The 25927-nt window shown below is 60.1% G+C and carries 20 protein-coding genes; 9 read left to right on the forward strand and 11 right to left on the reverse strand.

All coding sequences use genetic code 11. The features are described from left to right. The first annotated feature begins 20 nt into the window (after positions 1-20). Positions 21-2534, forward strand: a complete 2514-nt coding sequence (locus IB246_RS03960; RefSeq protein ID WP_008036342.1) for a fused MFS/spermidine synthase — start codon at positions 21-23, stop codon at positions 2532-2534. Positions 2535-2651: 117 nt separating this feature from the next. Here the strand turns inward: IB246_RS03960 and IB246_RS03965 are convergent, their stop codons facing one another. Next, positions 2652-3323 (reverse strand): DUF3313 domain-containing protein, encoded by a 672-nt coding sequence (locus tag IB246_RS03965; protein WP_008036344.1) that lies wholly within the window; start codon positions 3321-3323, stop codon positions 2652-2654. Between the two features lie 213 nt (positions 3324-3536). On the opposite strand from IB246_RS03965, the gene IB246_RS03970 reads away from it, so the two are divergent. Continuing rightward, a complete protein-coding gene (locus tag IB246_RS03970) occupies positions 3537-5891 on the forward strand; it encodes a tetratricopeptide repeat protein (RefSeq protein WP_008036346.1) in 2355 nt (784 codons plus the stop codon). Positions 5892-6022: 131 nt separating this feature from the next. Here IB246_RS03970 and IB246_RS03975 read toward each other — a convergent pair whose 3' ends face one another. The 4 genes from IB246_RS03975 to IB246_RS03990 form a co-directional block, all read right to left on the reverse strand. Then, on the reverse strand, positions 6023-6991 hold the full coding sequence (locus IB246_RS03975) for a hypothetical protein (RefSeq protein ID WP_008042927.1): 969 nt from the start codon (positions 6989-6991) through the stop codon (positions 6023-6025). 89 nt (positions 6992-7080) lie between these two features. Then, positions 7081-7560 carry a DUF934 domain-containing protein gene (locus IB246_RS03980; protein ID WP_008042922.1) on the reverse strand — a complete coding sequence of 160 codons (480 nt, stop codon included), beginning with the start codon at positions 7558-7560 and terminating at the stop codon, positions 7081-7083. Next, positions 7557-9230, reverse strand: a complete 1674-nt coding sequence (locus IB246_RS03985) for a nitrite/sulfite reductase (protein ID WP_008042920.1) — start codon at positions 9228-9230, stop codon at positions 7557-7559. Before IB246_RS03985 ends, IB246_RS03980 begins: the two co-directional genes overlap by 4 nt. Before the next feature lie 125 nt (positions 9231-9355). After that, entirely contained in the window at positions 9356-10420 is a 1065-nt protein-coding gene (locus tag IB246_RS03990) for a glycosyl hydrolase family 18 protein (RefSeq protein WP_008042918.1), read from the reverse strand. Between the two features lie 304 nt (positions 10421-10724). On the opposite strand from IB246_RS03990, the gene ccoN reads away from it, so the two are divergent. Together ccoN and IB246_RS04000 are read left to right on the forward strand one after the other, a co-directional pair. After that, positions 10725-12152, forward strand: coding sequence for a cytochrome-c oxidase, cbb3-type subunit I (gene ccoN / locus IB246_RS03995; RefSeq protein WP_008030155.1), 1428 nt, complete (start codon positions 10725-10727; stop codon positions 12150-12152). Positions 12153-12166: 14 nt separating this feature from the next. Continuing rightward, the gene (locus tag IB246_RS04000; RefSeq protein WP_008042916.1) at positions 12167-12388 is read left to right on the forward strand and encodes a hypothetical protein; all 222 of its coding nucleotides are present in this window, start codon (positions 12167-12169) and stop codon (positions 12386-12388) included. Positions 12389-12482: 94 nt separating this feature from the next. Here IB246_RS04000 and IB246_RS04005 read toward each other — a convergent pair whose 3' ends face one another. Continuing rightward, complete coding sequence (locus IB246_RS04005) at positions 12483-12977, reverse strand: hypothetical protein (protein ID WP_008042914.1); 495 nt, start codon at positions 12975-12977, stop codon at positions 12483-12485. Positions 12978-13046: 69 nt separating this feature from the next. After that, positions 13047-13814, reverse strand: coding sequence for a helix-turn-helix domain-containing protein (locus tag IB246_RS04010; protein WP_008042912.1), 768 nt, complete (start codon positions 13812-13814; stop codon positions 13047-13049). A gap of 78 nt (positions 13815-13892) precedes the next feature. Here IB246_RS04010 and IB246_RS04015 point away from each other — a divergent pair, with 78 nt between their 5' ends. Beyond that, on the forward strand, positions 13893-14585 hold the full coding sequence (locus IB246_RS04015) for an aspartate/glutamate racemase family protein (protein ID WP_008042910.1): 693 nt from the start codon (positions 13893-13895) through the stop codon (positions 14583-14585). 1 nt (position 14586) lies between these two features. Here the strand turns inward: IB246_RS04015 and IB246_RS04020 are convergent, their stop codons facing one another. The 3 genes from IB246_RS04020 to IB246_RS04030 form a co-directional block, all read right to left on the reverse strand. Beyond that, complete coding sequence (locus IB246_RS04020) at positions 14587-15108, reverse strand: GNAT family N-acetyltransferase (protein WP_008042908.1); 522 nt, start codon at positions 15106-15108, stop codon at positions 14587-14589. Between the two features lie 173 nt (positions 15109-15281). Continuing rightward, complete coding sequence (locus IB246_RS04025) at positions 15282-16262, reverse strand: LysR family transcriptional regulator (RefSeq protein ID WP_008042907.1); 981 nt, start codon at positions 16260-16262, stop codon at positions 15282-15284. A 75-nt stretch (positions 16263-16337) separates the two neighbouring features. Next, on the reverse strand, positions 16338-16778 hold the full coding sequence (locus IB246_RS04030) for a carboxymuconolactone decarboxylase family protein (RefSeq protein WP_008030139.1): 441 nt from the start codon (positions 16776-16778) through the stop codon (positions 16338-16340). A gap of 201 nt (positions 16779-16979) precedes the next feature. Between IB246_RS04030 and IB246_RS04035 the strand changes: the two genes are divergently transcribed. The 4 genes from IB246_RS04035 (at position 16980) to IB246_RS04050 (ending at position 20535) form a co-directional block, all read left to right on the forward strand. Beyond that, a complete protein-coding gene (locus tag IB246_RS04035; protein WP_008042905.1) occupies positions 16980-18413 on the forward strand; it encodes a PLP-dependent aminotransferase family protein in 1434 nt (477 codons plus the stop codon). A 122-nt stretch (positions 18414-18535) separates the two neighbouring features. Next, positions 18536-18829, forward strand: coding sequence for a putative quinol monooxygenase (locus IB246_RS04040; RefSeq protein WP_008042903.1), 294 nt, complete (start codon positions 18536-18538; stop codon positions 18827-18829). 359 nt (positions 18830-19188) lie between these two features. Next, entirely contained in the window at positions 19189-19599 is a 411-nt protein-coding gene (locus tag IB246_RS04045; RefSeq protein WP_008030133.1) for a cupin domain-containing protein, read from the forward strand. Positions 19600-19824: 225 nt separating this feature from the next. Next, a complete protein-coding gene (locus tag IB246_RS04050) occupies positions 19825-20535 on the forward strand; it encodes a hypothetical protein (RefSeq protein WP_008042901.1) in 711 nt (236 codons plus the stop codon). Between the two features lie 183 nt (positions 20536-20718). Here the strand turns inward: IB246_RS04050 and IB246_RS04055 are convergent, their stop codons facing one another. Next, positions 20719-25623: an NAD-glutamate dehydrogenase gene (locus IB246_RS04055; RefSeq protein WP_008042900.1), complete on the reverse strand. Its 4905-nt coding sequence runs from the start codon at positions 25621-25623 to the stop codon at positions 20719-20721. Positions 25624-25927 lie beyond the last annotated feature (304 nt).

A 25927-nucleotide genomic window follows, 5' to 3' on the forward strand; every position in this document is an offset into this window, starting at 1 on the left:
TTGTACAAGGCAATAGCCCTATGTCCTCACGTGTCGCCAGCAAGTCGTCGGCCATTCCTGTTCCTCATGCCGCCTCCCCCGCGCTGCTGATCCCGGCCCTGTTGCTGTTCGTCTCCGGTGCCGCAGCGCTGGTGTATCAGGTCTTGTGGATCAAGCAACTGTCGCTGGTGGTCGGCGTCGAGGTTTATGCAATCACCACCGGTATCAGCGCTTTTTTTGCCGGGCTGGCCTTGGGTGGATGGCTGTTCGGACGCTGGGCGGATCGCTTGCAGCAGCCCGTTCTGCTGTATGCAGGACTGGAAGTGGTCGTGGCCGTGTTGGGTGTCGGCGCGACCTTTGCCATGAGCCTCGCGGCCAGCCCGTTTGCCTGGCTGGAACAACACATCGGTCTGGCCGCTTGGCTGTTGCCCTTCGCATTAGTCGGCATCCCGGCGCTGTTGATGGGCGGCACCTTGCCGGTGCTGGTGCGCTCGCTGGCCACTGACCCGCTAAATCTGGGCAAGGCTGGCGGCCAGCTTTACGCGGCGAACACCGCCGGGGCCATCGCCGGCACCCTGCTTGCCGCATTCGTGCTGATTGCCACCCTCGGCGTGCGCGGCAGTGCCCTGGCGGCCGCGATGCTGAACCTGCTGGCCGCCGCCGGCGCCTTGTGGTTTCAGCGTCACCGTTCACTGCCGGCCGTTGCGCCGGCGAAACACACGTCGAGCAAAGCGCCCGACCGACTGGCCTTGTGGCTGTACTCGATTGCCGGCGGCGTGGCCCTCGGTTATGAGGTGGTCTGGTCGCAATCAATCGTGCAGTTCATGAGCACCCGCACCTACGCCTTTGCCGTGGTGCTGGCGACGTACCTCACCGGGCTGTTTCTCGGCAGTGTGCTGCTGGCCCGTCGGGTGGAGCGCATTCGTGATCCCTGGGGAGTATTCGGTTTGCTGATCGCCGGCGCCGGGCTAGTCGCGTTGCTGGAAATCGCCCTGCTCGGTCGCTGGTTGGTGGTCGCGCAAAGCCTCGCCGAAGCCTGGGTGTTGTCGCTGGGTGCGAGTGAGTTGCCGGGCATGAGCGCGCGGTTTGCGGTGGCGGCGTTAAGCATCGTGTTTGTGCCGACGCTGTTGTTGGGCGCGGCGTTCCCCCTCGCCCTGCGCCTTAGCGTTGGCCGCGAGCGGGTCGGCCAGGATGTCGGCGCTGTCGTGGCGTTCAATACGCTGGGCGGGATTGTCGGGGTGATGCTCTGCGGGTTTGTGCTGATCCCGTGGCTGGGCCTGGTACGCACATTGGGGCTGTTGGCCATTGTCGCCGCCGGGATCGGGTACTTCGCGGTGCGCAAGGGTCACGGGGTCAAGAAAGGTCGGCGGCAAGCGGTGGTGGCTATCGGCTTGTTGTCGGTGGCGGTGGCGGTATTTACCCCGGTGAACAAACTCGCCAGCCTGCTCCCCGGTGCTCGCAACGCCACGCTGGCCTTCTATGAGGAAGGACGCGGCGGGACCGTGGCGGTGGTCACCCAGGGCAAGGGGCAGAAAGCCTTCCAGCGCTTGTACATTCAAGGCGTGTCCAACACCGGCGACGCCATGCCGTCCTTGCGTTACATGCGCATTCAGGCGCTGCTGCCGCTGCTGATCCACAACGGCGAACCGCGCTCGGCGCTGGTGATCGGTTTTGGCACCGGTATCACCGCAGGCGCATTGACCCGTTATCCGGGGCTCGAACACCGGGTGGTGGCCGAGTTGCTGCCTTCGGTGGTCAAGGCTGCGCCGCTGTTCAAAGGCAACTTCAATGCCGCCGCCGATCCCGGCGTTGACGTACGCCTGCGCGACGGGCGCCAGGAACTGCTGCGCAACCCGCAGCGCTATGACTTGATCACCCTTGAGCCGCCACCACCCTCCGCGGCCGGCGTGGTCAATCTTTACTCCAGGGACTTCTACCAACTGGCTGCCAGTCGCCTTGAGAAACAGGGGCTGGTCGCGCAGTGGCTGCCGCTGCCCACGCAGAACATCGACGATTCACGCGCCCTGGTGCGCAGCTTTCTCGATGTTTTCCCGTACGCCAACGTGTGGACCAGCGAGTTCCACGAAATGCTGCTGGTGGGTTCGATGGAGCCGATTGCGCTGGATGCGGCGAAAATCAGCGAGCGCTTCCAGCAGGACAGCGTGCGCAGCACGTTGCAGGACGTGGGCATCGGTTCCGCCAACGCCTTGCTCGCCACGTGGGTCACCGATCGCACGGGGCTGGAGCGTTTCGCCGCCGATACCCCGCCAGTGACCGACGACCAGCCGCGTATCGAATATGCTCCGTGGGTGCGGGCCAAAGAGATCAGTCGGGTGCTCCCGGCCCTGCTGGACTTGCACGTCGCGCCACCGTTAGTGAATGCCGATGCGGGATTCATCGAGCGGATGAATGCGCACCAGCAGCGCTTGATGCAGTTCTATCGGGCGAGCCTGCATGCCTATGACGGCGACCGTGATGCGTGGGCCAGGGATATTCGCGAGGTGATGCGCGGGGATGGGGGGAATCCGTATTACCGGTGGTTTGTCGGGGAGTGATGCGGCGTGTGTGAGTCCGCCATCGCGAGCAGGCTCGCTCCCACATGGATTGTGTGTCGATCACAAATCCAATGTGGGAGCGAGCCTGCTCGCGATGAGGCCCTCAGCCCCGACAAATTATTTGGATTTGAGTTTCAGATACGACTGATGCATATCCGCAGCCCAGCCATCGATCACGCTTTTCACGTCATCGGCCTTCATCACCTGCGATTCGTTTTCCAGCGGTTTGCCGGTGCCCTTGCGCACGACCTGGGCCACGACTTTATTGCTGCCGCCGTCGAGGAACACCGCTTCGGTGGCCAGGTCGGTCTGCTGATCACGAATACCGCTGGCAGTACTCACCGCCGCTGCCACCAACGCAATCGGGATCACTTCATAAGGTTTCAGCCCTTCGGTCTTGCTGCTCACGGCAGTGATCGCGGCGCGCACCACAATCACACCCGGGCCAGGGCCTGAGGCCAGAGGCAGGGATTTGCCGATTTCGCGTTTGAGCGCCTGATCGTAATAACTGGTGATTCCGTTCAGGGTGGTCTGAGGGATTTTTGCCGTCGGCTGAGGCTTGGGATACAGCTGGGTCGGCTCGATGTACACGCTTTGGAATTTCTTGATGTCAACTTTCGGATCGATCCAGCGCATCACTACGGCACCCGAAGGTGACTTGGCTTCCTGGAGCTGGCTGTAATTTTTGAGGAAGCCTGAATACTCGTCTGGCTCGACCTTTTTGCTGGCGCAGCCAACTACGCCGATCGAGGCAATACACAATGTACTCATCATCAATGCAAGCTTCATGCGGTAACTCCTGTAGGGCGGTCGACTACGGTTTGGAAACGGTTTAACAGGTATAGCTAATGCAGCGCGTTTTGTTGTGCAGAATCACAACATTCATCTATCGCCGCGCAGAGGATCACACCTGTCATTTGACAGACGCCCGGCATCCGTCAAAGCTGCATCGAGCTAGAACGCGCGCCTGACGGCAAACGCACCCGGACTATGGAAGTCGCAATGCCGAAACATAAAAATAATGCAGTCGCCCCAAACCCTGATTCGTCACCGACTTCGTTTTCTCGTTATCTGTTTCCCGTTCTCATCAGCGTGCTGCTCCTGGCGATCGCGGGCATTGGCTGGTTTCTGTTCAGCAGCCAACCGGCCCCGGTGACCTATGCGCCGCCGCTCAGTACACCGGTCGTTGCTCCTGAAAAACCCGTGGTCGCCGCGCCGGCGAAGATGGTCGATGAGCAACAGTGCCAGGCTTGCCACAGCGAACAAGTGAAGGACTGGCAAGGCTCGCATCACCAATTGGCGATGCAGGAAGCCAGTGCCGGGACGATGCTCGGCGACTTCAACAACGTCACCTTCAAGGCCGAAAACGAAACGACCCGGTTTTCGCGCAAGAACGACGAATTCTGGGTCAACACGCCGGGCATTGATGGCAACAACGCTGATTTCAAGGTCGCCTACACCTTTGGCATCGCGCCGTTGCAGCAGTATTTGATTGAAGTCGGTGACGGTCGGTTGCAGGCGTTGGCCGTTGCCTGGGATACCGAGAAACACCGCTGGTTTCACCTCTATCCGGGCCAGGGTGTGAACTTCAAGAACCCGTTGCACTGGAGCAAGCCGAGCCAGAACGCCAATTTCATGTGCGTCGAGTGCCATACCACCGGCTACAAACGCAACTTCGACGCGGCTAAAAACACCTTTGACAGTCAGTGGAACAGCCTTGGCGTGGGTTGTCAGGCGTGCCACGGTCCGGCGTCCAGCCACCTGGAATGGACCGCAAAAAAGACTGATCTGATCCACGCCGGTTTCGCCGTCGACCTCAAGGACAAGGACGCGACCGTCGAGATCGAAACCTGCGCCCGCTGCCACTCACGGCGCGCGCCGCTGGGCGATGGCTTCACCGTTGGCAAGCGGCTGATGGATGACTATCTGCCCAGCCCCCTGACCCGCGAGTTGTATGCGCTGGATGGCAAGATCAAGGACGAAGTGTTCGAACACGGCTCCTTCGCCCAGAGCAAAATGTTCGACAAGGGCGTGCGCTGCAGCAACTGCCACAACCCCCACAGCAACGAACTCAAGGCACCGGGCAACGGCGTCTGCCTGCAATGCCACAACAGCGCCGGCAAAACCTCGGTGGCCGGTGTCGAGGGCAAGGGCTTGCAGGCGAAAAACTACGATTCTGTCGAGCACACCCGCCACGTCATGGGGCAACCGGGTTCGCAGTGCGTGGATTGCCACATGCCCGGCAAGTTCTACATGGGCAATGACTTTCGGCATGACCACAGCTTCAGCATTCCCAACCCTGAGCGGGCGAAAAAACTCGGCACGCCGGACGCCTGCCTGACCTGCCATCAGGGCAAGGCCGGTGACAAAATCACTGAACAATTCAAGCTCTGGAACACCGCAGCCACCGCCCCCCAGGCGCCGCGTTACGACGAAAGCCTGTGGCTGATTCGCAACGGTCAGCCCGGCGCGGCGCAAGCCTTGTACGAACAGCTGCAACGCAGCAACCTGCCGGCGATCCAGCGCGCAACGCTGCTGGCCGAGTTGCCGCTGTACCCCAGCGAACAGGCGTTGAAACTGGCGACTCAGGACTTGCGCAACCCGGCACCGCAAGTGCGTGAAAGCGCCGTTCGGGCGATCAGCGCGTTCCTCCCGCCGCCGGAGCGCGCACCACTGCTGACACCGTTACTGGGTGACCCGGTCAAAGCGGTACGCATCGCTGCCGCCCGGGATCTGCTCAGCGTCGCCCGCGACGGTTTGGGCAGCGCTCAGACGAACTGGAACGCCGCCATCGCCGAGTATGAGGATGTGCAAAAGAGCCTGGCCGAACGCGCGGAAGCCAACCTCAACCTCGCCATGCTGTATCAGGCCAGCGGTCGCAGCGCTGAAGTTGAAGCGCTGCTGCGCACGGCGCTCCAGCGCGATCCGGACTTTTACCCGGCGCTGGTGACGCTGGTGCAGTGGCTCGAAGCCAGTGGGCGTAGTCAGGAGGCACAGGCCCTGCTGGAACAGGGCATCAAGGAGCATCCGGACGCCGCTTTGCTGCTGCATACCCAAGGGTTGTCGCTGATACGAGCGGGCAAAACGGCCCAGGCCATGCCGGTGCTGCGCAAAGCCGCTGGCCTGGAACCCCAGAGCGCGCAGTTCGGCTACGTGCTGGCGGTGGCGCTGCATGACAGCGGCAAGGTCGATGAGGCCTGCGAGGAACTGGAACGGTTGTTGAAGGTACAACCGGCGAACCGCAATGCGCGGTTGTCGTTGATCCAGTACTACCTGGAAAACGGACAGGAGCCCAAGGCCCAGGTGCTGTTGCAAGGCTGGAAGAAGATGAACATGGGGGATCCTGCGTTGAAGTGATCCGAGGGTTGATTCGAGGGCCCCTTCGCGGGCAAGCCTCGCTCCTACAGGTATTGCGTAATCCTTGTAGGAGCGAGCGGTGCGGCGATCCGACTTGCCCGCGAAAGCGTCGCCACGGTCTTAACCTTGTGTCACCACGAAGAACCACTCTTCAACGCCAACTCCCGCCGACTGTTCGCCCGCATCGCCTTGATCAACGACACCGTGCCCACCAGCAGAATCGCGGCGCCAAAAAGGAAGTCGATGTTGTACAGCTGGAAGTCCTCCAGCGGTCCCACCAACAGTACGCGGATCGCGCCGATACTCACCAGTGTCGCGAGAAAATCGATGCCCGGTTCGTCACGATAAAACACGTGCATCAGCGGCAGGCAGATCACCAGCAACAACAGCAGCACAATCACCTTGAACGAGCCTTTGCGCTCGACACTGAAGGCGCACTCATTGGCCGCGTAGGGCTTGTAATCGTCCTCGCGAACCAATGAATTTTTCTCGTTGATGTACTCGACCCGGTTGTATTTTTGAATCGGCGTGAAGGTGTTGGACATCTCCATGAGGGTGGTGATGCGCTTGAACTTCAGGTCGATCCGTTCATTGCCCTTGAGGATGTACAGCACCGGTTTGTAGCCGTAGCGCCAGGTGTCGAACGGAAACGCCGCCGCCCGCCCCTGCACGCCGATGGGCCGGGATTCAAGCTCGGCGTAGGCGCTTTTGTCGAGCGAAGAGAGGTTGCGACTCAGCGGTTTGATCCTGACCTGCTCAAGGAAGATCGGCGTGACGCCGTAGGACCATTGAAGAGGTTCCAGGCGCAGGCGCAACTCGTTGCGGCCCAGGTCATACCGATCGAAAGTGCGCTCGGAGACGATGACCGCACCCGAGAGCATGAAATCGCCCCGTACATTGTTGGTGATGCGCAGGGTCAGGTGATCCTTGCCCAGCGCCGCCGCATCGCCGGCCGGTGGCGTACCGCACCAGGCGGAACTGTCGGCTGACGCCCCGAGTTGCCCGTCACGGTTCTCCTGGAACAGATACACATAACTGCCCCACAGGGCCGCCATCAGCAACACTGCGACCAGCCCTAAAACTTTCTTGCCCGCGCTCAAACCAGACTCCTTTCTTTGACCCGCTTCCTTATGAGGCGCGGACTCTATCAAAACGAGGTCCCCGGCCAAAGCAAAAAGTCGTGTGGTTGTCAGCGGCGCCGAAACAACGGTCGAGGCTCGATCACCGAGCGGCCATAAAACACACTCATGCCCGCGAGCCCCTTGAGCGCGTCCTCGGCGGACTTGTCCTCGCGCACCGCAAAGCTGTCGAACCCGCATTGGCGCATGTGGCTGAGTTGATCGCGCAGGACATCGCCGACCGCGCGCAGTTCGCCGGTCCAGCCCAATCGGGTGCGCAGCAAATACGCCTGGCTGTAACCACGACCGTCGCGAAAACTCGGGAAGTCCAGCGCAATCAGCGGCAGTTGGTCGAACCACGGCTTGAGGCTTTCCACCTCATCGTCCGGCCCCAGCCACACGCCCTGCTGCCCGGGTTCCTCCAGCCAGCAGGCCAGCGGCACTATCACCGGACCTGAAGGTAATCCGGTGGCTGGATCCCTGACCAGGGTCCACGGATCGGCGCTATCGATCCGCGCCACACCGGCCTCCAGTCGTAGCAAATTGTTCATGCCGACACCTCCAGCAACTTCGGATAGACCGCCTCTTTGAACGGCTCCAGACCAAGGCGCTGCAACGTGTCGACGAACAGTTCCTCACTCTCGCGGTAACGCACGAACGTGGCGATGATCCGCTCGATCACGTCGGGCACTTCAGCCGCGCTGAAGGATGGGCCGATGACTTTGCCCAACGCGCTGTTCTTGCCCTGAGCGCCGCCGAGGGTGATCTGGTACCACTCGCTGCCGTTCTTGTCGACGCCAAGAATGCCGATATTGCCGATGTGGTGATGACCGCAGGCGTTCATGCAACCAGAAATGTTGAGGCTGATGTCGCCCAGATCGTGCAGATAATCCAGGTCGTCAAAACGCGCCTGAATGCCTTGCGCAATGGGGATCGACTTGGCGTTGGCCAATGCACAGAAATCGCCGCCGGGGCACGCGATGATGTCGGTCAGCAAACCGACATTGGCACTGCCCAACCCGTGCTCGCAAGCCACACGCCAGAGCGTGAACAGGTCCGACTTCGGTACGTCCGGCAGGACGATGTTCTGTTCATGGGCAATCCGGATTTCGCCGAAACCGAATTGCTCGGACCACGCGGCCACGGCATCCATTTGTTCGCCGGTGACATCTCCCGGCGGCGAAGCACTGCCCGGTTTGGTCGACAGCACCACACTGGCGTAGCCCGGCACCTTGTGCGGCTGGACGTTGCGCGAGACCCAGCGGGCGAATGCACTGTTTTCGGCCAGGCGGGTGCCGAACTCCAGGTCGGTACTGGACAGCGAACGGTAATCCGGCGGCACGAAGGCACTGGCGACACGCGCATATTCATCGCCGGTCAACTGCGCCGGACCGTCTTTGAGATGCTGCCACTCCTCCTCCACTTCCCTGGCGAAAGCGTCGATCCCGAGTGCCTTGACCAGAATCTTGATCCGCGCCTTGTACTTGTTGTCCCGCCGACCGTGGCGGTTGTAGACCCGCAGCACCGCTTCGACATACGACAGCAAATGCTGCCACGGCAAGCCTTCGCGAATCTGCAGGCCAAGAATCGGCGTGCGTCCCAAACCACCGCCAACGATCACCCGCAGGAGCATTTGTCCGTCGGCGCCGGGGTAAAGATAAAGACCGATGTCGTGCATCATGATCGCCGCGCGGTCCTGTACGGCCGAGCAGATGGCGATCTTGAATTTGCGTGGCAGGAACAGGAACTCCGGGTTGATCGTCGACCATTGGCGCAGGATTTCCGCCAGCGGTCGCGGGTCGATCAACTCGTCCGCCGCAACTCCGGCGAAGGCTTCGGTGGTGATGTTGCGCACGCAGTTGCCGGACGTCTGGATCGCGTGCATTTCTACCTGGGCCAGGCGTTCGAGGATTTCCGGTACCTGGGCCAGTTCGATCCAGTTGAACTGCATGTTCTGGCGGGTGGTGAAGTGGCCGTAGCCACGGTCGTAATCCCGGGCGATGCTCGCCAGCGTACGCATCTGTTGCGCGCTCAGCGTGCCGTAGGGAATGGCCACGCGCAGCATGTACGCGTGCTTTTGCATGTACAGGCCATTCTGCAAGCGCAATGGCAGGAATTCCTCTTCGCTCAACTCGCCTGCCGTGAAGCGTTCGACCTGATCACGAAACTGCGCAACCCGCTCGAAGACCAGCGCCCGGTCATAGTCGTCGTACTGATACATGTGGCTACCTCATCAGGATGGGACGGGCTCTGTGGCTCGTTTTCGATGAGGCGACTATGAGGGGCACCGGAAAAACATTACAGATTCAGGAGACTTCAAAAAAACCATATCAGTTTTATGGATCACTACTGAGGTTGTTTCGACATCTCATCAACGATGGGTGCGTAAATCCTTTTGAAGCGCCAATCGTACGAATCACCGGCCTTGTTGGTGCCACACTCCCAACTGCACGACCACGTCATCAAGCCTCTGATCCCGTTGCCGTCTTTTGCCAGTCGCTTGAGTGCATTTTTCACAAAAGCGGGATCAACTACATACCCGTTGGCGGCTGCATCGATACTGCTGGGCAAGCCGATAACGAATTTGTCGGCAGGGATTTTGGTGAACCCATAAGTACCTGTTACCAATGCGGTGGTCAGGTAGTAGAGGAACTCTTCCTTGCGCACGCCATCGTTTTGCGCCAGCCAGGGTGGATTAAGGCCTGGCACATAAAGCCCATCACCGTTCTGGTTGTAGTATTGCGGGGCAATGAAGTCGTAATGGTCCTTCAGCGCAGTCAGATACGGTATGTATTTCCCGTCCGCAAGCAATTCGATAAATTCGCCTTCGGCCTGCCCTCGAACGTTCCTGCCGCTTTGTGTCAAGTGCGGGAACTCTGGCGCCATGCTGATGATGAAGTGTTTACCCTCTTTCCCGTAGTGTTCCCTGACCAGTTTAAGCGCCGCCGGAATCACCTTATTGTTATCGGCAAAGTCGATAGCAGTCTGCTCCAGATCGATGTCCAGCCCATCAAAACCATAGACTTCCGCCAATCGGATAATCTCAGTGGCAAGCGCCTGTTCCTGACCGTTGCGCAGCTCAATGTGAGCATCGGCGCCCCCCAGTGAAATCAGCACCGCGCGACCTTGCTTGTTGAGTACGCCGACCTGACGCCGAAACTCCGCATCGGTTTGATTGTATGGCTTGAATGTCGGGATACCGGCCCCCTTCATGAACGCGACGGCAACAACGTTGTATTCGACGGGGATGTCCTTGAGTTCTACTTCGCCGGTCCATCCCCCGGCATACTCGCTTTGTGCACGTCCCCAGTTATGCCAAAAACCCATGAATATCTTTTTACCGCGAACATCGGGCATCACAGACGCGTCATCGGCAGGCACCTTGGGGCCTGTATAAGTGAAAGTTGTCATTGGTTCACCCTTGTGTTCAGAACATCCTGTATGAAAGTGCCCCTCCTGATCGCCATGACCGGCAGGGCTGACTTGCCTTGAACGCAACCACTGGAACTCACCACTACCCAATGCGTCAGCGGGTTTATTAAACCGCTGGATTCAATCCGCCGATACTGTCAACTCTGACAGGTACGGCGCCTTTATCTGATCCGTATTAATTGCGCTTTCCTGAATCTGTTTTGTTTTCGATGAGGTTTCTACAGTTCACGGCATGCCAGTCCGGGTGGCCTGGCAAGACTTTGCAACCGTGGAAGCATTGACCATGAGCACAGCAACAATCGGACAGGCCTATAACTACAAGGTCGTCCGCCAATTCGTCGTGGCGACCATTTTCTGGGGCGTCGTGGGGATGGCGATGGGGGTGTGGATCGCCTCGCAACTGGTGTGGCCCGAGATGAACCTCGACCTGCCGTGGACCTCGTTCGGGCGTTTGCGTCCGCTGCACACCAGCCTGGTGATTTTCGGCTTTGCCGGCAGCGCGCAGTTCGCCGCCAGTTATTACGCAGTGCAGCGTACCTGCCAGGTGCGGCTGTACTCGGACACCCTCGCCGCCTTCACCTTCTGGGGTTGGCAATCGGTAATCGTGGTGATGCTGATCACCCTGCCGCTGGGCTACACCACCACCAAGGAATACGCCGAGATCGAGTTCTCCGGCGCGGTGTGGATGACCGTGGTCTGGGTGGCGTACGCCGTGGTGTTTTTCACGACGGTGGTGCAACGCAAGACCCATCACATTTACGTCGGCAACTGGTTTTTCGGCGCGTTCATCGTGGTGATCGCCATGCTGCACGTGGTCAATCACCTGTCGATTCCGGTGGACTGGTTCAAGTCCTACCCGGTGTATTCCGGCGCCACCGACGCCATGGTGCAGTGGTGGTACGGGCATAACGCGGTGGGGTTTTTCCTGACGACCGGGTTCCTCGGGATGATGTATTACTTCGTGCCGAAACAGGTCGGGCGGCCGGTGTACTCCTATCGCTTGTCCATCGTGCATTTCTGGGCGTTGATCACCCTGTACATCTGGGCCGGCCCGCACCATTTGCACTACACCGCGTTGCCGGACTGGGCGCAGTCGTTGGGCATGGCCATGTCGCTGATCCTGTTGGCGCCGAGCTGGGGCGGGATGATCAACGGCATGATGACGCTCTCGGGCGCCTGGCATAAATTGCGCACCGATCCGATTTTGCGTTTTCTGGTGCTGTCGCTGGCCTTCTACGGCATGTCGACCTTCGAGGGGCCGATGATGGCGATCAAAACCGTGAACGCCCTCTCCCACTACACCGACTGGACCATCGGCCACGTGCACGCCGGCGCCCTCGGTTGGGTGGCGATGATCACCTTCGGCGCGGTCTACCACATGATTCCGAAAGTCTTCGGCCGCGAGCAGATGTACAGCACGCCGCTGATCAACCTGCATTTCTGGCTGGCGACCATCGGCACTGTGCTGTACATCGCCTCGATGTGGGTCAACGGCATCACCCAGGGCCTGATGTGGCGCGCGATCAACGACGACGGCACGCTGACCTATTCCTTCGTCGAAGCCTTGCAGGCCAGTCATCCCGGATTTGTGGTGCGGTTTGCCGGTGGCGTGTTCTTCCTCAGCGGCATGCTGTTGATGGCGTACAACGCCTGGCGCACGGTACGGGTTTCCGACGTGGCGATGGCTGAACGTGATGCACGGATTGCCTGAGGCGAGGAGCTGAGATGTTCGAGATCGTGCTGAATATCGTGGGTGTTGCGGGGCTTTGGCTGGCGGTCGAGTACTGCCTGAAGCAGCAGACAACGGAGAGTCTGGAGGAAGCGAGCCTGATCCCGTTTGCCGATGACCCGGAGGTGGCACGACGGGTGGAGTTGGCGACGGGGAAAGTGGTGAAGGCGGTTGCGCCGGAAGTGGCAAAACCGGGATGGGTGAATCTGGATATGTGATTCGAAGCTGATGACCCCATCGCTGGCAAGCCAGCTCCTACAAGTGCGACGCATCCCCTGTAGGAGCTGGCTTGCCAGCGATGGCGGTCTCGGATCAGCCGCGATCTCTAGGGATCAGATTCTGCAACTGCTGCGCCAGAAAATTCGCGTCGAAGGCAAAGGTGTCCGGGTCCTTCAAACCATTGGTCTTGCGCCATTGCCAGTTGTTGGACGGCGGCAGGCACACCAGCGAAATGCTGCCATACCGCGCGGCGGTCAGGCCCATCACCGCCAGGGAAATCTGCCCACCGGTACCCATCACGTCCGGCACGAACTCCACGGGTTTGCCGGCGATCACGATGCCCAGTTTCTCGGTCTTGAACGTTGACGTCTCGACCGGAACACTCGGCCCCGAGGCGACATACGCCTCACGGCTGACTTCCAGCAGGTTCGGCGCCCGGACCGGTTCCAGCCATTGCTGGATCTGATCGAACAGCTCGCCAATGCGCGTCGCCCACACGGCCGATTGCGACTCGAACAATTGTTTTTTGTGCGCTTCGCTGTCTGCGTAGTGGCGAAGCATCTCGCCCAGTTGTTGTACGTCGTCCATTGCGGTGTTCCTTTGTTGAAACAGTGCTGCGGACTTTGAGCATGGCAGATGCGCGCGGCGGGCGTACGACTAAAAGCGTGAGCGGTATTGGCTGGGGGTCATGGCGAGGAATTTGCGGAAGGCGCTGCCCATGTGCGACTGGTGGGCGAAACCGGCATCAAGGGCGATGTCAGCCAGGCTCAGCCGGGTGTGCTCGATCATCCGCCGTGCCGCCTGAAGTCGTACTTCAACGAGGTAAGCGTGCGGTGTCAGGCCGATGGCCCGGGTAAAGTCGCGCAGAAAGCGCAGCTCGTTCTGGCCGTAGGCCGCCGCCAGTTGTTGCAGCGTGAGGGGCTGATGGAATTGTCCGGCGATCAGGTCCAGCACTTGGGCGAGTGCGGCTGGCGCGGGCCGATGAGCCATTTCGACCTTAGGTTGCGCCAAACCCACAAATCCCAGGGCACATTGCTCCAGTGCCAGAAGGTCGGGTTGTGGCGCCAGCAACAAACGCCGCACTTCACGCGCCAGGCTCAGCGCCTGTCGATTGCCGCAAGACTGGACGCGATGGCCAATGGCGGGCAAATGTTCATCGGCAAACGATTCGTCCAGCCGCATCAGCAAATATTCGCCACCGCTGGACGATTCGGAAAACACTTCGACGCCCACCGGGGTATACGCCAGAACACCGGGCAACGTATCGAAATCCACCCGCCGATCCGAGTCAATCGCGTGCACACCCTGCTGGCGCTCCAGCGTCACCCCAAGGGTGCGCGACTGCGCCGGATCGCGGGCGCTGTATGCGGCACGGGGCAGAAGTTGCAAGCTGACTTTAGCGCCCGGCAGCCTTTGGCTCAGCATGTGAAATTTCCTGATAGAAAGCCGTGAAGCGCCACGGGATACTCCCAGACAAAGGGTTGCCATCAACAGGAGCACGCCATGCGCACCATCGGCCTTATCGGCGGCATGAGCTGGGAGTCCAGCGCCGAGTATTACCGCCTCATCAACCAACAGGTACGCGACCGGCTCGGGCCGTTGCGTTCGGCGAAACTGCTAATGTACAGCGTCGACTTCGGGCCTGTCGAACAGGCCCAGCATGCCGGTCGCTGGGACGATGCGGCGCTGATTCTGGTGGATGCCGCGCGGCGGCTGGAGGCTGGCGGCGCCGATTGCGTGGTGCTGTGCACCAACACCATGCACAAGGTCGCCGGGCAGATTCAGGCGGCGATCAACATTCCGTTCCTGCACATCGCCGACCCGGCCGGACAGGCGGCGGTCGATGCCGGCGCACTGAACGTCGGGTTGCTGGGGACTGCGTTCACCATGGAACAGGACTTTCTCAAGGAGCGCCTGACGTCGATGGGGCTGACCGTACTGGTGCCGGACGCCGAGGAGCGTCAAGCCGTGCACCGGATCATCTACGACGAGTTGTGCGTCGGGGTGATCAGCGAGGCGTCACGCCGGATTTATCGGCAGGTGATCGAATCCCTGAGCCAGCGCGGCGCCCAGGTCATCATCCTTGGCTGCACCGAAATCGGCCTGCTGATCAAACCCGAACACAGCACCCTGCCCCTGCTCGACACCACCGAACTGCATGCGCAGGCGGCGGTGGCGTTTGCACTGGGCGAGTGAATCAACCGGCCTTGGGCGTGCGGCGCAGACGCGCCATGCTCAAGGTGTCCACCAACACTCCGTCACGCACGGCGTAGTCCCGAAACAGGCCTTCGGTTTCAAAACCAAACTTGCGGTACAAACCGATGGCTGCTTCGTTGTCGGCGTACACCGACAGCTCGACCCGTTGCAGATTCATCCAGTTGTCGGCGATGTCCAGCGCGGTGGCCAGCAGCTTCGAGCCAACACCCTTGCCCTGCCACGCCTCAGAGACTCCCATGCCGAAATTGGCAGCATGACTGCGGCGGATGCGCGAGAACTGCTCAAGGCCGATGTTGCCGATCACCCTCCCCTGACTCAGCGCCACCAGTTGCACATGCCGTTCGTTGCCCGGATCCAGGCGTTTGCGCCAGACCTCGATGGACTGAAACGGCATTTGCAGCACTTGCCGGGTAATCGCTGGCTCGTTGTAAAGCGCGGTGATGCCTTCGAGGTGGGATTCGTTGAAGCGTTCAAGCGTAATGACAGCGTCAGTGACGGGCATGGGTGATTCATCCTTGATACAGACATGGCCGCCCACTCTACAACGCAATCTTCCAGCATGACGAGAACCTACTGTAGGAGTGAGCCTGCTCGCGATAGCGTCCGGACAGTCAACATCAATGTTGAATGTTATGGCCCTATCGCGAGCAGGCTCACTCCTACAGTTGGTATTGCTCAGGCTTCGAACCAATCCCGGCGCTCATTGAAGGTGTTTTGAATCAGCTCGACGATCATCTGCACCTGCGCCTCATCCTGCGATTGCGCATTGACCGCCATCCACACCTGGCGCTGCATCGGCTGGCCAAACAACCCCGGCAGAGCGATCAGACCACGGTCGAAATGGCTCATGTAACCAGGCAGCAAACCGATACAGGCGCTGCATCGGATCATCTCCAGCATCAGCTCATAGGCATGCAACTGCACCACCCCGGCGAGGCGCTGATCCACCAGCGCATTCCACGGCACAAAGCTCTCGACCTGACGATGCGGCTGCCATTGCACCAGCAGGAAATCAGCGAGGTCATCGAGGTTGTCCGGGCGTGACGCAGTGCGTGAATAACGCTTGGCAATGTGCGGCAGGTAGTCGAGCCGCGCCAGGCGTCGAGGCTCGCCGACGGCAAAACTCGGGCCCGGCAGCGGTGAATCGGTGCCCGCCAGCCACACCACCACATCGGCGCTGACGGCGCGCAGGGCCAGCTCGCTGTCGAGGGAGATGATCTCCAGACGCACACTGGCGTTGCGGCGCAGCAAGCCCACCAGGTCGCGACCGAGGATGTCATGCAGGATCGATTCGGCGACGGCCAGGCGCACCAAGGGCTGTTCGATCACCGGCAAGTCGCGTTCATGGGCCAAGGCAATCAGCTGCGCCTGAAGCTGCAAGCCTTCACGACTGAGGGCAACCCCATTGTCGCCATGGCTGAACAGCGAGCACTGCAGGTGCGCTTCGAGTTGCGCCAACTGCTTGCGCAGCAACGTCGCCTTGATGTTGAGACTGCGCGACGCCTGCATGAAACAACCGCAGCGGGCACTGACCATGAACGCTTGCGCCAGTTGCGGGTCAAGCGCGGCGGCCTGCGCATGTATGGATGACGAGGTGTTTACCGGCGAGCGGTATTCGGCAGGGCTTTGGCGCCCGGCGGTTTCCATGAATGACATCAATGACTCCCTGTCGATCTGTCCTTTGAAAACCTCATCCTGCGCAACGTTCATGAACCTGATGTGACAGCGTCATCACGCGCTGGGGGACTGGCGGAAACTCACCGCCAGGCGATTCCAGCTGTTGATGGTGGTGACGGCAATGGTCAGGTCGACCATTTCGCTCTCGCTGAACTGTTCCCGAGCCTGGGCGTAGACGTCGTCCGGCACATGGCTTTGCGAGAGCAAGGTGACCGCTTCGGTCCAGGCCAGCGCCGCGCGCTCGCGCGGGTTGAAAAAGCCGCTGTCGCGCCAGACCACAATCGAATACAGACGCCGGTCGGTCTCGCCGAGGCGTCGCGCGTCCACCGAGTGCATGTCGGTGCAGAAGGCGCAGCCATTGAGCTGCGAGGCGCGGATCTTGATCAGGTGCAGCAGCGCCGGCTCGATGCTCAAGTTGCTGGTCAGCGCCTCCATGGCGATCATGGCTTTCATCGCTTTGGGCGACGCGCTGTAGTAATCCAGACGGGAAGTCATGGCGTGCCTCTTGGATTGATAGATGTTTTCACGGTAGGCGCTGATGCGCCGGTGTTACAGATCCAATTGCGCGAAATACCGGTGGACCACTCCGAGCAGACCAATCCGCGCTTTTTCCCCCACGCAACTTCTGCACGGCGGCGCTTGCGCGTAATCTGGCGCGACGCACACGCGCCTTAACCGCCCAGGAGCCCCGCCGGTATGGAACTTCATGTTGTCATCAACGGCCGCAAGGACCTGGCAGGCCAGTTGTACAACCAACTGCGCAGCGCCATCGAATCCGGTCGCCTGGCAGCCGGGACGCAACTGCCGCCCAGCCGTCTGCTGGCCGAACAGCTGGGCATCTCGCGCAAGACCATTTCCGACACGTACGCGCAACTGACCTATGAAAACTTCCTGACCGGGGTGATCGGCAAAGGCACCTACGTCAATGCCCGGACGGCCAAAGCGCAGCCCAAGCAAAGCCATTCGCAGTTGGCGAGCGCCGAGGTCATCGAGTCGTGGCGCAATTTGCCGGTGTTTTTGCGTCATCCGACGCTGGAAGGCTCGCTGCGTTATGACTTCATCGGTGGCGCCACCAGCAAGGGCCAGTTTCCGCAGGACGATTGGCGGCGCTGTACCTCCCACGCGCTGCGTCAGATGTCCGGTTCCAAAGGCTTCTACAGCTTGCCTGAAGGCCTGCCGGCGCTGCGCAATGCGATCGCCCGGCACATCGCGTTTTCCCGTGGGGTGAATTGCCAGGACGAAGACGTGGTGGTGTGCAACGGTGCGCAACAAGCGCTGGACCTGATCTCCCGCGTGATCACGCGCCCCGGCAGCATCGTCGCCATGGAAGACCCCGGTTACCCGCCCGCGCGCCTGCTGTTCGGCAGCCACGGCGCCACGGTGATCGGCGTACCGGTCGACGCAGACGGCATCCAGGTCGACCAAATCCCCCTGGGCACCCGGCTGATTTATGTCACGCCGTCCCACCAGTTTCCGCTCGGCATGCCGATGAGCCAGGCACGTCGCGTGGCGCTGCTGGAGCGCGCCTACGAGTTGGGCGCGATCATCATCGAGGACGATTACGACAGCGAATTCCGCTACGAAGGCCGACCCACCGACTCGCTGCAAAGCATGGATGAACGGGGGATCGTCGCCTACGTCGGGACCTTTTCGAAAACCCTGCTGCCGGAACTGCGCCTCGGCTACGCGATTTTGCCGCCGGCGATTCTCGAAGCGGTGATCCGCGCCAAGCAACTCACCGACCTGCACACCTCCACCCTGCCCCAATGGGCACTGGCCAAATTCATTGCCGAAGGCTGCTTGCTCAAGCACATCCGGCGCTGTCATACGATCTACGCCGGGCGTCGCGAACGCATCCTCACTCGTATCGCCGGTGACCTGTCACCCTGGCTCGAAGCGATCCCGAGCACGGCGGGTTTCCACATGGTGCTTATGTGCAAAGTGCCTATCGATATGCCATTGCTGATCGAACTGGCGAAAAAGGTCGAAGTCGGGCTGTATTCCATCGATACCTTTTACTACCAGCGGGCCCCACAGGCCGGGCTTCTCATGGGGTTTGGCGCCATTGAAACCCTGGACATCGACACCGCGCTGGACCGTTTGCGCGACATTTTTCAGCAAATCGCCTGAGCGATTGGTCTGGGTTTTTATCCGGCAATTGGCTATTGGCGGTCCGCAAGCGCAGGCCTATCCTCGTAAGCGTTATCCCTCAATGAGCAGGATTCGTCCGGCCTGATTCAGGAGTGTGAGCAATGTCCAACGAAGTGATCAACACCGTAAAGGTGCAGGCCGCAGCCGGCCGCTCGGACGAACTGGGTAAGCAACTGCAAAAGATTGTCGAAACCCTGCGTGAACAACCGGGCTGCGAATCCTATATGGTCGACCGCTGCCCCGAGGACAGCAACCGCTGGAACGTCAGCGCCCGCTGGCAATCGGAAGCGGCCATGCAATCGCATTTCAACACCCCACAGGCGCAAGGTTTCATCGACCTGATCGATTGCCAATTGGCGAACGCCGTGGACTTCAACAGCTTCCCGATCCGTTAAACACCCCCTGTAGGAGCCGGCTTGCCGGCCATAGCATCACCGCGGTGTACCTGATGCACCGCGGTGATGCTATGGCCGGCAAGCCGGCTCCTACAGGCGATCCATTCACCTCGGTGTGCCTGATGCACTGCGGTGATGCTATCGCCGGCAAGCCGGCTCCTACAAGGCGATCCATTCACCTCGGTGTGCCTGATGCACTGCGGTGATGCGATCGCCGGCAAGCCGGCTCCTACAGGTTTTGCATTGCCTTGCGTAAATCCGGATTGGTCCCCTGACCTTCTGCTGAATTGGCTGTTTGATTGCGGTCACTGGCGGACTAACGTTGTTTGCGACAACTAACCCCCCGCAGGTGATGAATCATGAAAGTTTTGCGTTTATTGGCCACCCCGCTTGCCGTCCTCGCCCTGAGCGTTTCTGCCTCGGCATTCGCCCACGACCCTTCGGAAAAAGTCACGATTCTGCAAGATGAAGTACTGAAGAACGTCCCGGGCAAAAAGGCGCTGATGATCGAAGTCGACTACAAGCCGGGCCAGTCCTCCATCGCCCACAAGCACGAAGGCACCGCAATGGCGTATGTGATTTCGGGCTCGATCACTTCCCAGGTGAAAGGCGAGCAACCGAAAACCTACAAGGCTGGCGAGTACTGGTATGAAGCCGCCGGTTCGGAGCATCTGGTCTCGAAAAATGCCAGCGCAACCAAGCCGGCCAAACTCCTGGTGTTCATGGTGTTGTCCCCCGACGAGAAAGTGTTGATCCCATTGGAAAACTGATAGCTGAACGTACAGCCATAAATAAACAGGCCCGAATCGAAAGTTCGGGCCTTTTTATTGCCCGACGCAATTAACAGGAAACTTTTAAACCAAACAATACTATTGGTCACCTGACAAGTTCATGAATTGGCTATTTCATTCAGCCGCCACAGGTTTAGTCTGAAGTCACTGCCGACACCGGCAACTTTAACTTCCGACTCAAGTTGTTTCACTGGAGAGACGCCCATGAAACTTGCACTTGTCAGCACCTTGTCGTTTGCCGCTGTTTTAACCGGCTGCTCAATTCCCACTGCACCGACGGCAGTTTCTTCACTCGACGGTATCTTCAGCGCACCCGTCGGCCGCAGCAACGCCACCCATGTCGCCAGCGGCAGACAGGTCTCGCTGGGCATCGTCTACAGCCGCAACACCCAGACTAACCGCGCCTACCTGCAGGACTATCAGGCCAATGCCGGCACCGGTTTCGGCCAGAGCCTGCTGGTGCAACCGATACATGATGCCTATGTCGCCACCTCCAAACCCGACCTGGCGGTGGATTGGGTCAAGGCCTCGTTGCAACGCCAGTTCGGCTCGGTCACGGTGTACCCGGACATGCAAAGCCTCAGGGCGGCGAAACCGGACGTGGTCGCGATTGTCGACACCCGCAGCCAATTGATCACCTCACGCAGTTCGGACATCAAGGCCGATGTAAGTGCGGACTTTTATGATGCCAACTTCAATTACATCGGGACTGCACAAGGGCATGACGCCAAAGCATTGAGCCCGGTGTGGGCGGACTATAAACGCAGCGAAGAGATCGTGGCGGATATTAATGAACAGCAGAATGTGCAAGTTCGGGCATTGCAGAAGTTTGACCAGTCGCTCAGTAATTTATTGACCAGACCGACAGATAAAGTGTCGATGATTGATAATAAAGCTGGCTGGAAGTTGTATTGAGGCAGATGGCCCCATCGCCAGCAAGCCGGCTCCTACAGATTTTATGTCGTTCGCAGCCCCTGTGATCGACACAAAACCTGTAGGAGCCGGCTTGCTGGCGATGAGGCCTGCCCAAACACCACAAAACCTCCGAAAAAAAAGCCCCGCATCTCTCAATGCGGGGCTTTTTCATTCAGCGACTGATCAGGCCGCCGGTTCCAGCTCGGCACTGGCGGTGACAGCAGCGGCAGGCACCACCGCTTGCCCGCTCAACGCCAGGTCCAGCAACTCACGGTTGGCTACCGCATACATCGCGTAGTCAGTGCCGCTCGCTGCACGGATTTCCACCAGCATGGCGCGCCAGCGTTCGATCATGCTTTCGTTCTCTTCCATCCACAGCGCCAGGCGTGTTTCCACATCCTGAGTGCCGCCGCCCTGTTGCAGGACAGAGATGGTGATCGCACGTTGCTGCCAGTCGACGTCATCGCGGAACGCTTCACGGGCCAGGGCCTGCCAGTTGTTTTCAACCGGCAGAGCGCTGATCTGTTGCAGGTACCAGGTGACGTCCAGCGCGCTGCCCACGGCGAAGTAGGCCTTGGCCACGTCCGCAGGGTTCTGGCCGGTCACGTCGGAGGCCTCGATGATCGGCAGCAGCGTGTACAGGTGTGAAGTACCAGCCACCATGCGCGCCAGCAACTCCGGCACACCGGCTTCGACGTACGCCTGATAACGGGACTGCCAGTTTTCGTGGATCTCGCCGCTCAGCAGTTCGTCGAGCTTGAGACCCAACTCCTTCAGGTGCGGACCAAAGTGCGCAACGTCACGGGCAGCGTTCTGCTCGTTGCGGCGGGCACGCAGGAACCAGCGCGTAGCGCGACGGCCCAGACGCATCAGCTCGTCCATCAGCTCCAGTTGTACGTCAGCGGAAACCTGGTAATCCAGGGCTTCGATCTGACGGAACCAGTGCGGGAGGTGGAAGATGTCACGCACGATCACGTACGCACCGGCCACGTTCGCCGGGCTCATGCCGGTCGACTCTTTGAGTCGCTGAACGAAGGTGATGCCCATGTGGTTCACCAGATCGTTGGCGATCTGGGTGCTGACGATCTCGCGCTTCAGACGGTGACGACGCATGGCTTCGGAGAACTTGCTCACCAGTGTTGGCGGGAAAGCGGTTTCCATGTCGCGGGTCAGGTAGTCGTCGTCCGGTACACGGGAGTCCAGCAACTGCGCCTTGAGGTCGATCTTGCTGTAGGAGATCAGCACCGACAGCTCGGCACGGGTCAGGCCGTGGCCTTCCGCGAGGCGTTCGTTGATCGCGTCTTCCGACGGCAGGAACTCGATGGCGCGATCCAGCTTGCCACGGCCTTCCAGATCGTTCATCAGGCGCTTGTATTCGGCAATCCGCACGAAGGCACGGCGGGCCGCCAGGGACAGGGCCTGAGTCTGCTTGTAGTTGTTGCCCAGCACCAGGCTGCCGACTTCGTCGGTCATGCTCGCCAGCAACTGGTTACGTTGCTTGTCGGTCATGTCACCGGCGTGAACCACTTCGTTCAGCAGGATCTTGATGTTCACTTCGTGGTCGGAGCAATCCACGCCACCGGCGTTGTCGATGAAGTCGGTGTTGGAACCGCCGCCATTGAGACCGAATTCGACACGACCCAATTGGGTCATACCGAGGTTACCGCCCTCGCCCACGACTTTGCAGCGCAGTTCGTTGCCGTTCACACGCAGTGCATCGTTGGCCTTGTCGCCGACATCGGCGTGGCTTTCGCTGCTGGCTTTGACGTAAGTACCGATACCGCCGTTCCACAACAGGTCTACCGGTGCCTTGAGCAAGGCATTCAGCAGTTCGGTCGGGGTCAGCTTGTCGGCCTGAATGTCGAAGCGCTCTTTCATCTGCGGGGAAATCGCGATGCTTTTCGCGCTGCGCGAGAAGATCCCGCCGCCTTCCGACATGATGCTGGTGTCGTAATCCGACCATGCCGAACGTGGCAGATCGAACAGGCGCTGACGCTCGGCGAAGCTGTTCGCCGGCTCAGGGTTCGGGTCGATGAAGATGTGCAGGTGGTTGAACGCAGCGACCAGTTGCAGCTTGTCGGACATCAGCAAGCCGTTACCGAACACGTCACCGGCCATGTCGCCGACGCCAACCACGGTGATGCTGTCTTCCTGGACATTGATGCCGCGCTCGCGGAAGTGACGTTGTACGCCAACCCACGCGCCTTTGGCGGTGATGCCCATTTTCTTGTGGTCGTAACCGGCAGAACCACCGGAGGCGAACGCGTCACCCAGCCAGAAACCGTAGTCGATGGCGATGCCGTTGGCGATGTCGGAGAAGGTTGCAGTGCCCTTGTCCGCAGCGACTACCAGGTACGGGTCATCGTCGTCATGACGCACGACGTTGGCCGGCGGTACCAGTGCGCCGTCTTTCAGGTTGTCGGTGATGTCCAACAGGCCCGAAATGAAGATGCGGTAGCAAGCGATGCCCTCGGCCGCGATCTCGTCACGGCTGCCGCCCAATGGCAGGCGACGCGGCAGGAAGCCGCCCTTCGCGCCGACTGGCACGATGACCGAGTTCTTCACTTGCTGGGCTTTTACCAGGCCCAGGACTTCGGTACGGAAGTCTTCTTCACGGTCAGACCAGCGCAGACCGCCGCGAGCCACGTTGCCGAAGCGCAGGTGCACGCCTTCGACGCGAGGCGAGTAGACGAAGATTTCGAACTTCGGAACCGGCTTCGGCAGCTCTGGAATCTGGTGCGGGTTGAACTTGAAGCTGAAGTAGGACTTGTTCTGACCGTGGGCATCGGTCTGGTAGAAGTTGGTCCGCAGGGTCGCTTTGATCAGGTCGAGGTAGCGACGCAGGATGCGGTCTTCGTTCAACACCTGGACGTCGTCCAGTGCTGCCAGAATCGCGTGTTCCAGACGTTGCTGCTTGTCTTCCAGATCATCGGTGGCCAGCTTGCGCGCCAGGTAGAAACGGGTCTTGAACAACCGGGTCAATTCGCGAGCGATGTCGGTGTGGTTGTTCAGGGTGCTGGCGATGTAGCCGAGGTCGAAGCCCAGGCGAATCTGCTTCATGTAGCGTGCGTAGGCACGCAGCAGCGCAACATCGCGCCATGGCAGGCCGGCGGTCAATACCAGACGGTTGAACGCATCGTTCTCGGCATCGCCACGCACGATGTGGACGAAGGCGTCCTGCAAGGTGTCGTTGAGTTGCTGGATGTCGAGTTCCAGGCCTTCGGCAGCGGTGAACGCGAAGTCGTGAATCCAGAACTCGCGGCCATTGTTGTGACGCAGGCGATACGGGAACTCACCCAGCACACGCAGGCCGAGGTTTTCCAGAATCGGCAACACGTCGGACAGGGCCAGCGGGGTATCGGCGTGATACAGCTTGCAGTGCAACTCGCGCTGGCCGGAGACCTGACCCAGTGGCTGATAGAAGCTCATCACCAATGGATTTTTTTCGTTCAGGCTCAGCAGGTGCTGCATGTCGACCACAGCCGAATGCGCAGCGAAACGCTCGCGATAACCGGCCGGGAAGCCTTTCGGGAAGTCCGCCAGCACGTTGGTGCCGTGGGCTTCGCCGAAGCTTTCCACTACCAGGCTGGCGTAGTCGTCCTGCCAGCTGCGGCAGGCCTGGATCACTTCGTTTTCCAGTTGCAGCGGGTCGATGTCCAGACGGTTCTTCGGATCGACGCGCAGAATCAGTTGCACGCGGGCCAGTACGGACTCGGAGAAGAAGGTCCAGAACTCGCAGTCCGAGGCTTTCAGGCGATCCATCAGCACTTGCTGGATCTTCTGGCGCACTTCGGTGGAGTAGATATCACGTGGCACGTAGGCCAGGCAGTAGCAGAAACGGCCGTACGGGTCTTTGCGCAGGAACACGCGAATCTTGTTGCGTTCCTGGATCTGCACGATCGACATCACGGTGCTGAACAGCTCGTCGACCGGGGTCTGGAACAGGTCATCACGCGGCAGCACTTCGACCACCTGCGCCAGTTCCTTGCCCAGGTGAGCCTTGGCCTGGAAGCCGGAACGGCGTTCGATCTCTTCGACCTTGCGGCGGATGTACGGAATGACCCGCACGCTCTCGCCATACACCGACGAGGTGTACAGGCCCATGAAACGGCATTCCTTGATGACCTTGCCATCGGCGTCGATCTCGCGGATCGACACGTAGTCCGGGTAAGCCGGACGGTGTACACGGCTTGGGTGCGCAGCCTTGGCGAACGACAGCAGGGTCGGTTCGCGCAGGTAGTTCACGGCGTAGTCTTCGATGCGCAGGTCATCGTAGGTCAGGCCGGTGCGCAGCAGTTTGGTCAGGCCGAGGAAGGAATTCTGGTCGTAAACGATGTGGCCGCCATCGGCTTCATCCTGAACCACGAATTCTTCGTAGCCGAGGAAGGTGAAGTGGTTGCCCACCAGCCATTCCAGGAAGCTTTTGATTTCAGCTTTTTCTTCGCCGTCGACCGCAAATTTGCTGTTGTCGAGGCCGGTCAGGATTTCCTGGACCTTGGCTTTCATCGGCTCGAAATCGGCAACCGCGACGCGGACTTCACCGAGAACCTGTTCCAGCTCTTTGCTCAGAACATTCAGTTCTGCGGTGTTCGCGCAGCGGTCGATTTCCAGGTACATCAGGGATTCTTGCAGGATCCCTTCGCCCTGGGTGCCTTTAGGCAGGATTTCCAGCAACTCGCCTTTGCTGCCGCGACGCACGCTCAGCACAGTGGTTTGCAGGGTATGAATGCTGTAGCCGCGACGGTTCAGCTCGGTGCGCACCGAGTCCACCAGGAAAGGCAGGTCGTGGTGCAGCACTTCGACCGCGGTGTGGGTCGACTGCCAGCCGTGGCGTTCGTAATCAGGGTTGAAGACGCGAACCTGCGGTTGCGCGTGATCGAAGCGCTCAAGCAGGCGCCACGCAGAAAGGGTGCAGCCGGCGAGGTCGGACAGCCGACGCTGGGTCAGCTCGTCAAGGGAAATGATGCCGAAGAATTGTTCAGCGAACAGCGCCACTTGTGGCAGTGCCTGTTCACTGATGTGCTGCGCCAGTGCCGCTTGCAGTTGGTGCTGGAAGTCGGCTTTGCTGGCTGCGGTGAAGAACGCCATCTGTGGTACTCCGCTTGGGCTTGTTATTGATGGAAGCGTCGCGTGCAAAACCCCTTTCGGGGCGATCCGTCACCCGGTTCCTGATTCTCGGGCAGAGGAAACAGGGTGACAGGTGGGTGAAGCTGGACGAGACACTCAGGTCACATTCACCTTCCATGAATGGGCATCTGCAAAAACGACTGGCAGATCGACAGCGCAATGTCTTTACAGGTGCTCATCCGTTGCGCAGCTTAACCAGTGCGGCAAGGCCCGTGCTTGCAGCGCTGCGACATATTCGGTCATCGGCACGCAGCCAACGCCCTGC

This window comes from Pseudomonas sp. PDM01 (assembly GCF_014852325.1).
Taxonomy (GTDB): domain Bacteria; phylum Pseudomonadota; class Gammaproteobacteria; order Pseudomonadales; family Pseudomonadaceae; genus Aquipseudomonas; species Aquipseudomonas migulae.